The organism is Sphingobacterium sp. UBA6645 (assembly GCF_002455685.1).
Taxonomy (GTDB): Bacteria; Bacteroidota; Bacteroidia; order Sphingobacteriales; family Sphingobacteriaceae; genus Sphingobacterium; species Sphingobacterium hotanense.
Genome location: NZ_DKLH01000090.1, coordinates 1 through 14,934 on the forward strand (window position 1 = coordinate 1; position 14,934 = coordinate 14,934).

The 14,934-nt window shown below is 41.7% G+C and carries 9 protein-coding genes; 3 read left to right on the forward strand and 6 right to left on the reverse strand.

The window, feature by feature from the left end; genetic code table 11:
- Nucleotides 1–40: 40 nt before the first annotated feature.
- The 6 genes from B2400_RS16400 to B2400_RS16425 form a co-directional block, all read right to left on the reverse strand.
- Nucleotides 41–1,393, reverse strand: coding sequence for a DUF5689 domain-containing protein (locus B2400_RS16400; RefSeq protein ID WP_293935023.1), 1,353 nt, complete (start codon nt 1,391–1,393; stop codon nt 41–43).
- A 12-nt stretch (nt 1,394–1,405) separates the two neighbouring features.
- The gene (locus B2400_RS16405; protein WP_293935025.1) at nt 1,406–4,111 is read right to left on the reverse strand and encodes a TonB-dependent receptor; all 2,706 of its coding nucleotides are present in this window, start codon (nt 4,109–4,111) and stop codon (nt 1,406–1,408) included.
- 132 nt (nt 4,112–4,243) lie between these two features.
- Complete coding sequence (locus B2400_RS16410; protein ID WP_293935028.1) at nt 4,244–5,656, reverse strand: fimbrillin family protein; 1,413 nt, start codon at nt 5,654–5,656, stop codon at nt 4,244–4,246.
- Nucleotides 5,657–5,691: 35 nt separating this feature from the next.
- Complete coding sequence (locus tag B2400_RS16415) at nt 5,692–7,176, reverse strand: DNA/RNA non-specific endonuclease (RefSeq protein ID WP_293935031.1); 1,485 nt, start codon at nt 7,174–7,176, stop codon at nt 5,692–5,694.
- A 431-nt stretch (nt 7,177–7,607) separates the two neighbouring features.
- Nucleotides 7,608–8,123 carry a peptide-methionine (S)-S-oxide reductase MsrA gene (msrA, locus tag B2400_RS16420; protein WP_293935034.1) on the reverse strand — a complete coding sequence of 172 codons (516 nt, stop codon included), beginning with the start codon at nt 8,121–8,123 and terminating at the stop codon, nt 7,608–7,610.
- Nucleotides 8,124–8,165: 42 nt separating this feature from the next.
- The gene (locus B2400_RS16425) at nt 8,166–9,209 is read right to left on the reverse strand and encodes a N(4)-(beta-N-acetylglucosaminyl)-L-asparaginase (protein ID WP_293935109.1); all 1,044 of its coding nucleotides are present in this window, start codon (nt 9,207–9,209) and stop codon (nt 8,166–8,168) included.
- A gap of 233 nt (nt 9,210–9,442) precedes the next feature.
- On the opposite strand from B2400_RS16425, the gene B2400_RS16430 reads away from it, so the two are divergent.
- The 3 genes from B2400_RS16430 to B2400_RS16440 are packed head-to-tail and all read left to right on the forward strand — an operon-like array spanning nt 9,443 to nt 14,928.
- Nucleotides 9,443–10,654 (forward strand): C40 family peptidase, encoded by a 1,212-nt coding sequence (locus tag B2400_RS16430; RefSeq protein WP_293935037.1) that lies wholly within the window; start codon nt 9,443–9,445, stop codon nt 10,652–10,654.
- A gap of 7 nt (nt 10,655–10,661) precedes the next feature.
- Nucleotides 10,662–11,711 (forward strand): dipeptide epimerase, encoded by a 1,050-nt coding sequence (locus B2400_RS16435; RefSeq protein ID WP_293935039.1) that lies wholly within the window; start codon nt 10,662–10,664, stop codon nt 11,709–11,711.
- Nucleotides 11,712–11,751: 40 nt separating this feature from the next.
- The gene (locus B2400_RS16440) at nt 11,752–14,928 is read left to right on the forward strand and encodes a SusC/RagA family TonB-linked outer membrane protein (RefSeq protein ID WP_293935041.1); all 3,177 of its coding nucleotides are present in this window, start codon (nt 11,752–11,754) and stop codon (nt 14,926–14,928) included.
- Nucleotides 14,929–14,934: the final 6 nt, after the last annotated feature.

The window sequence follows — 14,934 nt, forward strand, 5'->3', positions numbered from 1 at the left end:
TTCAACCCTTAATTCGCATTAACAATTAGTACTCGCTTCATTAATTAATAGTTTTACTGCTTAATACAATCACTTCTTCCTTCTTTTCTACCGCACTGCCGCTTAATTCGATATTATCCAGTCGGAATCCAATCTTATTCGATTGCGATGACGAGATAAACTCAATAATAAGATTAGCACTTTGAGGCAAACCTTTCAATTCAATCGGATAGAATTTTCCATTGTCACCAGCAGCGTTAGAAATAACTTTGCTCGGAACCGCCATCATATTGCCATTAACACGAATCTGAATCTGATCAAGATTTGCCGTCGAACCCGCATCAAATAAATTCGCTGTCAATTCATATTTAAGGTTAATAGTGCCCTTATTCAGACTGTTGATTCCGGAAATCTTAACCGTTGCGTCCCGATTTGCCGGCAACCAGATATGGGCACCGCTTCCACTTGATATACTTCGTATATCCGCATTTTTACTGTCATCCTCATATTTCACTGGGGCTTTCATATCGAAGTCGGTAAAATCATTGATCTTTGGCCTGTTGCCCGACCCGTAGCGCTGGTTACCAAAAGTCTCCCGAAAGAATATTGCTGTATTCGGTTCAACGGTTTCTTCTTCCGTCCCGTCAAAATTGCCGATATCTGATTTCGTTCTTAAGACCAATTGCCATGCACCATTAAAGCGCCCCAGCACCCCGAACAATTTCCCCTTGCCTTTCGGTAATGGCTCACGAGAGAAGTCCGCATAATTACTCGTTCTGACATCTAGCGTTTTTCCAGAGGCGTCTTTAATGCTTTCATTCGTCGTTCGATCTCCGGTAATAAACGCGTTCTTTCCACCATTGATGAAGCGGATCTCATTCAATTCAACCAATTGATGCAAGTACTCCTCAGACATATCCGAAATCGATATTTTCTTTGCCTCGACGTTCTTCATATTCGGCCAGGAATTGGCGAAGGCACGCGACTGAAAATCATCCCAGCGAATGCGGTTTGCCTGTGTTTTCGCCATACCTAATTGCAACTCATCGCCATATTTCAACATATATAAACCTTTCAAATGCACGAAGAGCTCCTGCCCTACTTGATAAGAGCCATAGATCGCATTCTGATCGATGCCGATATTCAAACCCGCCGTCTCATCTTGTATATAGATCTGTTTATAGATATTCCCAGACTCATCATTTCCCAGAACCGTCCCTTTAATAATAAACTCATCGGTCACTTCCGTTGGAGCTGTAATGTTTTTGAATTGCGTCTTAAGTTGCTTAATGCTGATATTATTCAGTTTTCCACTGTATTTAGGCTCCGTTAAAGGTGGCGGAGTATAATCGCGTTCGCAAGCAGCAATAACTAAAGCAACTAACAGCGATAATATGATGTAGATCTTCTTCATCGTTTTTATTTTTTAGAATCTATAACTTGTGTTGAGAAACACATTCAAACCCTGCATATAGAAGTATCTAGGCGCAAATTGATTCGGCCACTTCGTGCTCAATCGCCCCTGCTCGAATCCTCCAGTACGAATTTTCTTATCGTTCAGAAAGTTGACGATAGAAAAGTTAACACTTAACGATTTTCTATTTTTCAGGTAGAGCAACTTGCCAATGGACGCGTCGAACGTAATAGCGTCCGTTAAGCGTTCTTGCGCGCTTAACTGTAGATATGCATTATAACTCTGAGTATCATTGGGATTGATATTAGCATAATTAGATGCAATGCGACGAAGGGGTGCCGCAGATAAATACATTCTCCCTGCATAATTGCCACTTAGTTCGAAAAACCAGAAATCATAAAAGTATCGCGCCGCTAAAATTCCAGCGAACTGAGGTGTTCCCGAAACATATACATGCTTTAAGTACACCTTCTCCTGCACATTCACCAATTTTCCATTTTCAGAATTCATAGTCCCCATGGGATTTGCGGAATAATAATACTCACCCAAATTCAATATAGCATCGATGCTCCAATGCCGATCAGGCGTAAGTGTCGCGGCTGCTTCTAAACCACGATGCACCTTCGACACACCCGATAGTTGGTGGAACACAAAAGTTCGCTCCGAATCATGGTAATACTGCATCCGCTCAACCTGATCGTTAAAATTCGTTTGGAACAGGCTAATTCGACCGGCTATTTTCGGTGTCGAGAAAATGTAGTTCAAATCACTCTGAAAAATACGAGCACTTTTGAGATTTAAAGCCGTTTGATCGGTCGATCTGGACATAATGTAAGCGCGGTCCGGAACAGGAGCTTCCGTTAGCAAGCCCACGTTCATGGATAGAAAATGGCGACCCGAAAACTTATAGTTCATACCTCCTTTTAATGCAAAATCAAAAAACTGATGTTTTGTTCCCTTGCCATATGAAGAGTTTGGAAATCGACCATTTTTCATCTTTCCGCTACGTCTGAAATCAACATAGGAGAACTTACTCCCATAATAGAAATCGAACGACTTGGTTTTATGCTGATTATTAAACCAAATACTTGCCGACTGTATTCCGATTTCAAAGTCATAACCAAAAATATCACCGACATACACTTTACGATCTGGAAACAATAAATCGTTCTGCTTTCGAGTTTCGAAATCTGCAAACTCTTTCTCGCGTTCGGCAAACTTGTCGTAGTCGGTCACGAAATCTGCACCTAACAAGTCATTAACTGTTTTATATTGGAATGAAGTCGATTTTCTAGCTTCCACACCCGCCGTAATGGACATGTTATTATCATAAAGCTTATGAAAATTAACATTCATGGTGCCCTCTAATAAATCAAAATGCCTACGCTCGACCATGTAGAGTGCCTCGCCCGCATATTTTCTCCGATGCTCCGGATTTCGGTTTTGCGCATAGAGATCATCCCAGTCGATTTGTGTGATTTTTGAATCTCCAGAAATCCATCTATTTGTTAATCCACTAATATCTAATGATGTACGCGAGCTATCCTGTAATTGAAAGGAAGGTAATTTCCTGTAATAGTCTGGTCGAGGATCCATCGCATCATACCAGTTCAAGGCTGAATTGCTATAACGCCCATAATGTACCATCGCTCCACTGCTTAACGACGTTCGCTCGTCTACACGCCAAACATGCGATAGAATAGCAGTAGGATCAAAAGCCTTCACGATTCTTGAATTCCGAACCTTCCCATTTTGATATCCCCAATTTGGATTGTAGAGATTATTCTTGGTCAAGTCGTAGGCTTCCTGAAATGATGAGCCCTGTTGTCCGCGGACAACAGGCGAACCATAGGTAACAAGGGATATGGAATGCCGTCCCTCAGCCCACTGCCTTTCGACAGACAGCGCATAAGAAACATTTTCATAAGACGTTCCTTCGATATAGCCACGGTCGGAAAATCGCCCACCTAAAGCACCTACAAATGCCCAGCCGCGATCAGACATCCCCGTCGCATAGCTTAGAATACTACGAGCATAGTAATTCCTATTTGTATAAGATAGAGTAACCCTGGCTCCGGGGGCATATGATCCTGCCCGCATATTGATATTTTCAGAGCCACCTATGGATCCAAAAGTGAAAGTTCCGCTATTATTGTAATTGACCACATCACCATTACGCGTCAGGTCATTCAATGCACCAATGGATGCATAATTAAATACTCGACGGTATTGGTCATTCGCCAATACCCCATTGATAAAAGTTTGTTCGTAGATTGGATCAAAGCCTCGAACACGATATCGAAATGGAGACAGCTTAAAGCCAACTTTATTCAGATAAATATCATTCGATAAGATGACAGAGGATTGAACCTCTTGATTCGAGATATCAGCATCGCCAAGAATATCTTCGTCAATAACGCCCAACAGCATTTGGTAGTCAACTTTCGGTTCTAGCACAAGCTCTATTGGGTCTAAGCGTAAAGTATCACCTTCCTTAATAATCAGCTCTAACTGAAAAGGTCGATAACCTGCTGCTCGGATACTAAGCTGTTCAGATCCTGCTTCTAAATTCACAAACAGGAACTGACCATTCTCATTGCTGATTGTTGATTGCTGATTATTGGCTAGGTCTATCTGTATGCCAACCAATGGAGCCTGCGTTCCTGCTTCCAGAACCACACCACTGACTTGTGCTTTCTCTTGGGCAATAAGTAGCATGCTTCTCCAAAAGAGAAAGAATATTATGATGAGTAGCTTTCTACACATACGCCATTATATTAATCATTTAAAACTGAAAGAATGAGGCTAGAGAATTAGCCTCACTCATAGAATCAAATCTGGGTGTTAACCCTATTTGGTTCCGAAAATTTTGATGTTATCGATACGATAGCCAGCCTTATTCTCTGCAGCTTGGGCTGAAATCTCTACTGTTAAGTTTGCAGCACTCGCAATACTGTTGATTGCCACTTCGCTAAACTGGTTTTGTCCTCCTAAGGTTCCACTTGTTGGATAATTTACCCCATTGATGTTAACCTTCAGTGCAGCAATGTCAGCGTTATTTCCATTAGCAGCTTGCTCATAGGTCATTCTTAACTTCGTATAGCCCGCAGCATTGATATTTTCAATCTTCATACCCGTCGTTCTGTTCGCCGGAAACCAAACATGCGTGTCCATGGTCGATGTTTGGCGAATATCTGCCCAACTGTCGGTGTACAAATCACTGTATTTAACCGTTTTATTTTTAAAGTCTGTATAGGTTGCAAATCTGCCTCGAGGATTTGATCTAGGCCCTTGTGTACCAAAATCTTCTTCAAAAAAAACTTGTTCAACACCAACCGGGTCAATAGGTTTGATAGGCTCCTTGTCTTTATCCAAAATAACGCTGCTTCCAGGCACAATCACCCAATCCGTAATCGTTGTTTCACCGATCTCAACAGCTTTTGTAATTCCCGCTTCCGTACGTAATTCGATGGTGTGATTGTATTTTTTTCCAGCTTCTAAATTGTAGGTAGTAGGCAATTTCCAAGTGAAGGAATTAGTGCCGATCGTAAATACTACGTCTTTTCCGCCATAAACTTCTGGAATCAAAATCGCTTCAACTGTTGATCCCGTCGTTCCAGCGGTAACTTTTGTCGAAATATTTGTCGCAGCGGTCGGCGCTGTTAAATTCCCGCTCGCTAAATCTAAAGAAGTCTGTGATAGTATGTTCTGGTAAGTAACAGCTAGACCATCTAAATTAGTAACACCAGGCCCTGCTTTAACTGTAATCTCTACTTTCGATAAGCTATGCTTAAAATTCAGCTTTGCAATTTCAGAATCCTTGTTAAAACCTGTCGCATTATTAGAATAAAGGACGTCAATGGCAGACTGATTGCTCTGATCAGCAACATTGATTGCTACACTATTATCTCGAAGATCTGCCTTAAAAGGATAGTATGCAATAAAGTCTACAGTACCTTCATTAGGGTAGTTGATAATATCGTCTCCTGTAGCAGTAAAATTACCATTCCCTGCAGTGCTATATCTTTTATTTCCCGCAATTACATTACTTAAACCTGTACCTTGCTTCATAAAAACACCGATCGCATCGTCCTTGTCCCAAGAATTTCCGGATACGCGAGTTGTGCTATTTCCTGCTATTGTAGATGTGAATTGTACTCCATTTTCTGCCGTTTCTTCTAGATCACGGTAGGCATCGTTCTTACACGAGCTTCCTAGCAATAAGGCCAAGAAAGCCACGCTCAATAATTTTTTTGTGTTCATTGAATTAGTAATTATTTGTAAAAAAAGTAAAAAATCTATCGCCAGATTTGATTGTCTATTGTCCGTTTGACCGAAGGATCCAAGCCTGGAAAAAATGTCAAGCCAGTTAACTCTTCTAGGTCCGCCACACTTAATCGGTGGCTCATAAAATTATTATCGGTTGGGAAGTATTTATTATCCATCTTAAAGCCGATGGCGTAGTAATTGCTACCTCGTTTGACCGCCAAAGCCTTGTAATAGTACTTTGGACGTGCAATTCTGTTCCTCCCCCTATCCATAACATAGTCGATGGTTTGGTCTTCTTTCGTTTGAATGACAGCGCCTGTAACGACATACATCGTATCTACAGCTGATTGAAAGGTCCAATTGCGTATCTTGTCCTCCAAACGCATCCATAGACCTTGATTCAAGAATGACTCCTGAGCCGTCATATTGGTATAATAAAAGGTCGTCGCATTTTCAGCGAAGTTCTTCGTGCGGTCTGCGCTCGGTAGTTGGTGGCCGCGATCAATGCCCGTTATACCAAAACCACTGGAAAGAAATGGTTGTGTATTTTGAGGAAAAAGAGGGTCGTAGCTCCAAGCATTCGTACGCCGCTGAGAACCTACATAGTCGCGACTCAAGGGATAAGCAACCCAGCGGGCTAACCTATTTACCTTATCATATAACATAGAGAAGTTTCTCTTCGACCCATCAGGTGTCATTCGGAACTTATATTCTAGATTTGCACTGGCTTCAATCCTCGGCACTTCAAGATAACTAGTCTTTACCTCAGGGAGTACCGCTCCTCCACGCAAGGTGAGCTCATACTGATAACGATTACCTGCCATAAGTGGAAGGTTCAACTCACCAATATTCCATGTATAAGTACCTCCATTCGCATCGTGGATTACCAGTTGTGATGCGCGAGGTAACTGTTTAGGAAATAACATCCATTCTACTGTTGTTTCCTGCTTACTATTCTTCGAAACAAATCCCTCTACATCCTTAAGAGCATCATACAAATCAAGATCTTTATTTGACAGGTCGTAGGTCGCCTTCGTTGGAACCTGTCTTAAGGTCGCCTTCAAATTCGAACTTGAGGTATTACTTAGCGTAATCTGAAACTTAACCATCAAGCGTTCGAATACCAAGGAAACAGGGCCCTGTTGAGATATGGGGCCTGCCTCACTCTGCCCATGTAAAAAGTCAAGCGCTGATTGATTCTGCTGGTTCTCAATATCTAATAAACGTGTCAGCAACGGACCGCGCTGAAAAGGGTGAAAAGCTAAAAAACGAACTTCTTTATCTTTGGGAAACTGGAATGATTCATTTACATCGGCAGGGCGGAGATTCCCGCCTCTAGAAGCGATAAACTTTTTATTAAAAGCTTGCGGGAGAATGCTTCCGCTGGTAAACTTATCCGTCTCATACATATATATACTCAGCGAGTCCTCCGCATCCCAAACATTGCCAGACACCCGAGTGATGCTCTCTCCTGAAATTTTACTACTGAAGAGAACAGAAGCATTCTGTTCCACGACGTCGGGAAGATTTGCTTCCTTACGACAAGATTACGTTATAGTTAAAATTAAAATTAAATAAATTAAACCTACTCTTTTCATTTTTTCTTAGCTATTCTATTATCTAAGCGCAAATAAAAACTATACTTAGCTCCTTTGAGCGCTTGACGCTAAATTAAAAACGAAATAATAATTATAAATATTTTACTTATTAAGTAATTGTTATTAATCTAAAGTTCTCCAAGGCATTATCCAGTCAAAATAAAAATGTTGGGGTACAAAAAGACTGAAGGGCTTAGAAACCGTAGGCTATATTTTCTTAACCTAGTAAGGCTTGTCTATTGAAAAAAATCGATGTTTCCTTTGAGAACAGCAAAAGCATTGGAAGTTTTCCGTGGTCTGTGAATAAACCCACTCTGAAATATTAAGGCAAAAAAAAATCACTATTTCTAGTGATTTAAAGTCTTTAGGTATTTGCTGAGCTTCGGCGCGATTACGACCTGGCAAAACTGATTCTGAGGATTCTGATTGAAGTAATCATGATGATATGCTTCGGCCTCCCAAAATCTCGAAGCAGGTTCAACTGCAGTAACGATAGGACTATCAAATACTTTCTCAGACTCTAATGCCTGAATAAAATCCATTGCTGCTAGTTTTTGCGCTTCATCGTGATAGAATACTACCGAACGATATTGCGTACCTACATCTGCGCCCTGACGGTTTAACGTAGTAGGATCATGCGTCTTAAAAAACACTTCCAATAACTTCTGAAAACTAATCTGGCTCTCATCAAAGTCTATTTCAATAACCTCCACATGACCTGTCGCACCTGAACAAACCTGCTCGTAAGTCGGATTTTCACGCTCTCCGCCCATATAGCCCGGACGTACCGAATTAACCCCTGCTGTATTTTGAAAGATAACTTCTGTACACCAAAAGCATCCCCCTCCGAATGTTGCCTTCATTTCTTTTCCTTTATTTTTACATACAAATTTACAAAGAATTGCCTACTTAGCCGTCTCGCTTTTGTAATGGAACTTTCCTTTTTCAATGAGATCTTGCTTTTCCTTATCGCAAACTGCAAAAGTAAACCCATCCTGCAGCGCATAAGATCCATACTCACCCTGCTTATTCAGTGCCAGAAAACCAACCTGTATATCCTTAGCAATCTCTGGTTTTTTCTTAACAATACGGAGCACTGCCTCTTTGCAGGCATCCTCTGGAGAATAACCTTGTCGCATCAATTCAACGACCAAAAAACTCCCCACTGTACGAATGACCTCCTCGCCGACTCCTGTAGAAGTTGCACCACCAATCTCATTATCTACATACAGTCCTGCTCCGATAATCGGGCTATCACCCACACGACCATGCATTTTGAATGCCATTCCGCTTGTTGTACAAGCACCAGACAAATTTCCATTAGCATCTAAGGCCAACATACCGATGGTATCATGATTATATTGGTTCCCGGGTAAACGATCCGTCGCAAACGACTTATTCTCAATATTCATTACCGGTTCATATTTCTTCTCTTTTAACCATTCTTTCCAAGCCTTATCAGCCTCAGGTGTCAATAAATTATCCTTCTGAAATCCACTCTCCAAGGCAAATTGCATTGCCCCCTCACCTACTAGCATAACGTGCGGCGTTTTTTCCATCACTAAGCGCGCAACAGATATAGGATGGGCGATATGCTCCATCGCGGCTACTGAACCACAATTTCCAAACTCATCCATGATACACGCGTCTAGCGTGACATGTCCGTCCCGATCAGGATATCCCCCTTTTCCAACCGTATGATTTGATAAATCTGCTTCCGCAACTTTTACGCCCTGTTCAACGGCATCTAACGCCCGTCCATTCTTCCCTAGAACCTCCCATGCAGCTTGATTTGCAGCAACGCCAAAGTCCCAAGTTGAAATGACAATAGGTTTTTTTCCTTTAGATTTGGATGGACTCGGCTGAGCGCAAGATACAGCCGATGCCAACGTGCCTAAACTCGCAGCACTGAGGACGCCCTGTTTAATGAATGTTCTTCTGGAATGCATAAACTTCTTATTATTCATAATGGTTACTGAAACAACAAATATAGAGGTTTCGACCGAAATTAAACGTTTTAGTAAAATGTCAATTAATGCGGTAATTATGAAATAATCTTGCAAGAAATTGCATACTTTTTTACGATTGTGGATAAAAAAGCTAGGGAAATCGAGGTTATCACCATATTTATTCGCATATTTATGCACATTTACCTCAGTTTTAGCAATTTTAATCGATACCAATGAACAAGAAAATTATTCATATTGTTTGTTTATCCCTATTCGCTGTACAATTCAGTTACGCACAAAGCGATTCCACAACTTTTAAAAAAATACAAGCGGTTGTAGCACAAGCAAAACAAAACTTTGCTCCTGACAAGCGGACGAAAATAGTTGCTATCACAAAAGCAGACGCCAATAATAACCAGTACTTTATTGAATCAACGGAACCTGCAGCGAACGACTATATTCTGCAGCAGGTAAAAGAATTGAAAGCAGAAGTTAAGATCAACAATCTGCCGGATAGTTCAGTTGCAGACAAAACGCATGGAGTGATAAATTTGTCGGTGGCGAATCTACGTACGCAGCCCGGACATGCTTCTGAAATGGCAACTCAAGCCATATTAGGAACTCAGGTCGATATACTCCAAAAAGATAAGGGCGAGTTTCGCGTGAGAACACCTGAAGGCTATATTTCTTGGATTCCTGCTTCATCGGTAGTACCTATGGACAAAGCTACTTTCGAAAAATGGAAAAAACAGCAGAAGGTTATCTATACCCAGGATTTCGGAAAATCGTATTCTAAACCCGATAATCAGAGCATACGTGTATCAGACTTAGTTTATGGGAATATTCTTAGCTTGCTCGGGAAGGAAAAAGGATTCTATAAAGTAGCTTACCCCGACAACCGTATTGCCTATATCCCCACTTCCGAAGCTGTTAGCTTCGATCAATGGATATCGACTAGAAAACTGACATCCGATAATGTTTTAGAAAGTGCGAAAACGATGATGGGTCTTCCCTATCTTTGGGGCGGCACGTCTGTAAAAGGTGTGGATTGTAGCGGATTTACAAAGACTGCTTTCTATATGAATGGCGTGGTCATTCCTCGCGATGCTTCTCAACAAGTATTGGCTGGAGAAAAAGTCGATATACTAGACGCTGAAGGGCATTTCGAACCTACAAAAGCATTGAAAAACTTAAAACCTGCCGACTTATTATTCTTTGCTTCTGGAAAAAACAGCAACCCAAATGCTCGCGTAACACACGTCGCGATGTATATTGGCAATGGCGAATTCATTCACTCAGCAGGAACAGTTCGAATCAACTCTATGCTAAAAGACGCGGCAAACTACGACGATTTCCAAACCCGTACGGTAGTTGCTGCAAAACGCTATATCGGAGTCGACGATCCACAGATACAAACCATAAAGAACAATCCGTATTATAATTAACAAACCAATGAGTGCAGCTTGGCAATCAAAAAAAATGGGGAAATTCACCCTACGCTACCGACCTTACACATTAGAGTTACGTCATGTTTTTACTGTAGCATCCTTCAGCCGTTCAACAACACCTGTTGTGCTAACCGAGCTTGAATATGATGGAATAATCGGATACGGCGAGGCAAGCATGCCCCCCTATTTAGGCGAGACGCAGGAAAGCGTAATCAACTTCCTAAGTAAATTAGATCTATCTTCTTTTTCTTCACCATTTGAAACTGCAGAAATCCTGAGTTATGTCGATCAGGTTGACAGCAAAAACACAGCGGCAAAAGCCGCTCTAGACATCGCCTTGCATGATCTATTGGGCAAAATCATGCAGCAGCCTTTCTACAAAATCTGGGGCTTAAACCCTGATCTTATTCCAGCAACATCTTATACCATAGGTATAGATACAGAGGATATGATTCGAAAGAAAGTCGAGGAAGCCCAACAGTTTAAGATATTAAAAGTAAAGCTGGGTCTAGATACCGATAAGATGATCATTGACACCATACGTTCGGTGACTGATGTACCACTATGTGCTGATGTGAACCAAGGATGGAAAAATAAAGAAGAGGCTTTAGAGATGGCTCACTGGCTTGATGAACGCAACGTTGTATTTTTAGAGCAACCCATGCCTAAAGAAATGATCGATGAGAACGCCTGGCTTACCGAGCGATCACCGATTCCAACGATCGCTGATGAGGGCTGCCAACGTCTAGCTGATGTAACCGCATTACGGGGGGTATATACGGGCATTAACATTAAGCTGATGAAATGCACAGGCATGCGTGAAGCAAAACAAATGGCCGAATTAGCGAGAGCATTGGATATGAAAGTCATGCTAGGATGTATGACGGAGACGTCCTGCGCCATTTCCGCTGCGGCGCAATTAGCACCATTAGTAGATTGGGCGGATCTTGACGGAGCATTACTAATCGGAAATGACATATACGAGGGAATGTATGTGGAGAATGGTCTCTGCAGACTACCCGACCGACCGGGAATCGGTATTATAAAAGCTTAAAAAACAAATTTTACCTAGAAACTATTTAAATACCTCTATTATGAAACATCATTTACTCACTTCACTGTGCGTAATGGCCTGTAGTAGCCTACAAGTCGTTAATGCGCAACAGATTGCAGTAGCCGGAAAAGTTTCAGACCAAAATGGCGCTGCGCTAGCGGGCGTCACAGTAACTGTAAAAGGTACTTCCATCAGTACCTCTACGAACGAAAATGGTCTCTTTACTTTAAATGCGGATCACAACGCTACATTAATTATTTCTGCAATCGGTTATCAACGCCAAGAAATCCCTTTGGCAGGCAGAAAAACAATCAACATCAATCTGAGCAGCGCTGATGAGGCGATCGACGAAGTTATTGTAGTCGCTTACGGTACTGCCAAGAAAAGTGCTTTCACCGGATCAGCAACGCAAGTAGACTTTGACAAAGAAGGCGGAGATGTGCCGGTAAACTCTTTTGAACAGGCATTGGTTGGAAAGCTACCTGGTGTACAAATCAACACCACAACAGGACAGGCTGGAGCAACATCAAGCATACAGGTTCGTGGTATCGGGTCGATGAATGCCGGAACAGAGCCCTTGTATGTTGTCGACGGTATCCCGGCCCATAGCGGAAACTCTGGCCAAATGCAGTCCGCATTAGCAGGGACATCCAACAATATCATGGCGACCATCAACCCGAACGATATTGAATCCATTACTGTATTAAAAGACGCTGCGGCGTCATCATTATATGGATCCCGTGCAGCAAATGGTGTCGTTTTGATTACGACAAAATCTGGAAAAGCTGGAAAACCGAAAATCGACTTCCGCACATCCTTGGCAACCACGCCAGACTGGGCAGTAGACAATTATAAACCGGGAAGTGTACAGGACCAAATCCAATATTTCTATCAGATTTTCCACGACTATAGAACTTCCAACGGAAAAACAGAGGCCGAGGCAAATAAATATGCATTAGATCGCATGAATACCCGTTTTGGAATACATGGCTATAGCTTCTCTAGTGAAGGCACCGGTCTATATGATAAAATTATTATTACCGGAAAGACCGATGGTGTGGAAAATAGAGATGGTAAATACTTCGACTGGAACGACGCCTTATTCCGCACAGGAAGACATCAATCCAACGACCTCTCCTTTTCTGGAGCAAACGAAAAAACAAGATACTACTCTTCTTTAAACTATACCAAAGAGCTCGGTAGAGCAATTACTAACGAATTCGAACGCATCAGCGGACGGGTAAATATCTCCCAAAAATTACATGATATCGTTGAATTCGGTGCTAATATCAACGTCACCCACAATAATAAAGAAGGATATAACGACACCAGAAATACCGGAACAAACTATTTCTATCTGGCAAACAACTTACTGTTTCCTTTCTATTGGCCTACGGATTACAAGACAGGTCAGGAATACAGCACCCGTTATAGTTCTTTAGGATATAACCCCTTATTCTACGATAAACAATGGGAAAACAACTCCAAAACTTTTCGTGTGATTGCATCGCCTTCATTGACGGTAAACATCTTGCCTGAACTAACAGGAAAGACAATATTCTCTTATGATAACGCTGAAGTGAAAGATCATTTATACTATAGCCCATTGCACTATCATACGACTTATGGAGCAACAGCTAATGGTTCTGTTTTCGAATACAGCACCAACTACCGTATTTTGGTTTCTTCATCGACTTTAACCTACGACAAGAAGTTCAACAATCATAATTTAAACGCCTTGTTGGGTTTTGAAGCGCAGAAAAATGAAACCGACTACCAGTACGCTGCGGGCTCAAATCTTCCAAACTCCGCCCTGCATACTGTAGCAACGGCAGGGGTAAAAGATGCGAATTCCTATTCTTGGGGACACAATATGTTGTCTGTATTCTCTAGAATGGAGTACAACTATTTAGATACTTACTACCTATCAGGATCTATCCGTCGTGATGGTTCATCAAGAGTAGGACCAAAAGATCGTTGGGCAAACTTCTGGTCTTTATCGGGGGCTGTGAACTTGAAAAATACAGCTTTCTTAACGAATGTAAATGAAGTGAGCTTCCTGAAACTCAAAGCGTCCTATGGAACAAACGGAACACTTGCAGATTCTAACTTCGGTTGGCGCTCGCTTGCGGGTTTTGGCATGAATTATATGAACCAACCTGGAGGATCCATCAACACGATTGCCGATGAAAACTTACGTTGGGAGCAAAACTTAAACTTCAACGTAGGTACGGAATTCGGATTATTCAATAGCCGCCTTAACGGTTCGATCGAATATTTCTCAAGAACTTCCAAAGACCTATTACAAGCCGTAAATATCTCACTCGTTACAGGTTTCCCAAGCACCTTGAGAAACATCGGTAAAATCAACAATAGCGGAGTGGAAATCGCGTTGAGCGGAGATATCATAAGAAACGACAATTTCCGTTGGTCTGCCAATGCAAACACCTCATTATTGACATCAAAAGTGAAGTCCTTATATGCAGGTCAGGATATCCTTTGGTCTGACCCTACAGGCGGTGATGCCCGCGTTCCTTTTATTTACCGTGAAAACGAATCTGTCTATTCCTTCTATATCAGAGAGTGGGCGGGAGTAGATAAAACAAACGGTAAACCAGTGTGGTATGTTAATGATCCTGAAAATCCAGATGGCGACTTCTTATATAACGGCAGAGGCGCATCTAACTCAGTATCTAAAGCGAAGCAAATTATTGCTGGAAGTCCGATCCCGAAAGCATATGGTGGTTTTGGAACCGAACTGGAATATAAAGGTATTAGCTTAGGCATGACCTTTACCTACAAAATTGGAGGTAAACTATATGATGCGGGATCTAAAGATGTAGCAGAAGATGGCTATTACTGGGAGCGGATTCGTTCGGAACATGGTATTAAAGAAGTATGGAGACCAGACTATACCGACGCATTATTACCTAAAGTTAGCGGAAATGACCCAGAAGACGGAATTACCAATTCAACCCGTCACCTTTACGATGCTTCATTCTTACGTTTAAAACAAATTAACCTAGCTTATCGAATTCCTGCATCAATCACCGAAAAAGCAAGAATCAGTAATGCTAGAATCTTTTTCAATGGTACAAATCTATTGACCTTCTCCAAATTTAAGCTAGCGGATCCCGAAGTTAATCAGTACGGAACCCGTGGATGGGAAACCCCATTCGGAAAGACTTATTCATTTGGTTTAGAGTTTAGTTTATAACCTATC

What these genes read in the sequence shown, in the direction of transcription:
- B2400_RS16400 (WP_293935023.1), bottom strand. Translation starts at nt 1,393, where the DNA reads ATGAAGAAGATCTACATCATATTATCGCTGTTAGTTGCTTTAGTTATT.
- B2400_RS16405 (WP_293935025.1), bottom strand. Translation starts at nt 4,111, where the DNA reads ATGCTACTTATTGCCCAAGAGAAAGCACAAGTCAGTGGTGTGGTTCTG.
- B2400_RS16410 (WP_293935028.1), bottom strand. Translation starts at nt 5,656, where the DNA reads ATGAACACAAAAAAATTATTGAGCGTGGCTTTCTTGGCCTTATTGCTA.
- msrA (WP_293935034.1), bottom strand. Translation starts at nt 8,123, where the DNA reads ATGAAGGCAACATTCGGAGGGGGATGCTTTTGGTGTACAGAAGTTATC.
- B2400_RS16425 (WP_293935109.1), bottom strand. Translation starts at nt 9,209, where the DNA reads ATGCATTCCAGAAGAACATTCATTAAACAGGGCGTCCTCAGTGCTGCG.
- B2400_RS16430 (WP_293935037.1), top strand. Translation starts at nt 9,443, where the DNA reads ATGAACAAGAAAATTATTCATATTGTTTGTTTATCCCTATTCGCTGTA.
- B2400_RS16435 (WP_293935039.1), top strand. Translation starts at nt 10,662, where the DNA reads ATGAGTGCAGCTTGGCAATCAAAAAAAATGGGGAAATTCACCCTACGC.
- B2400_RS16440 (WP_293935041.1), top strand. Translation starts at nt 11,752, where the DNA reads ATGAAACATCATTTACTCACTTCACTGTGCGTAATGGCCTGTAGTAGC.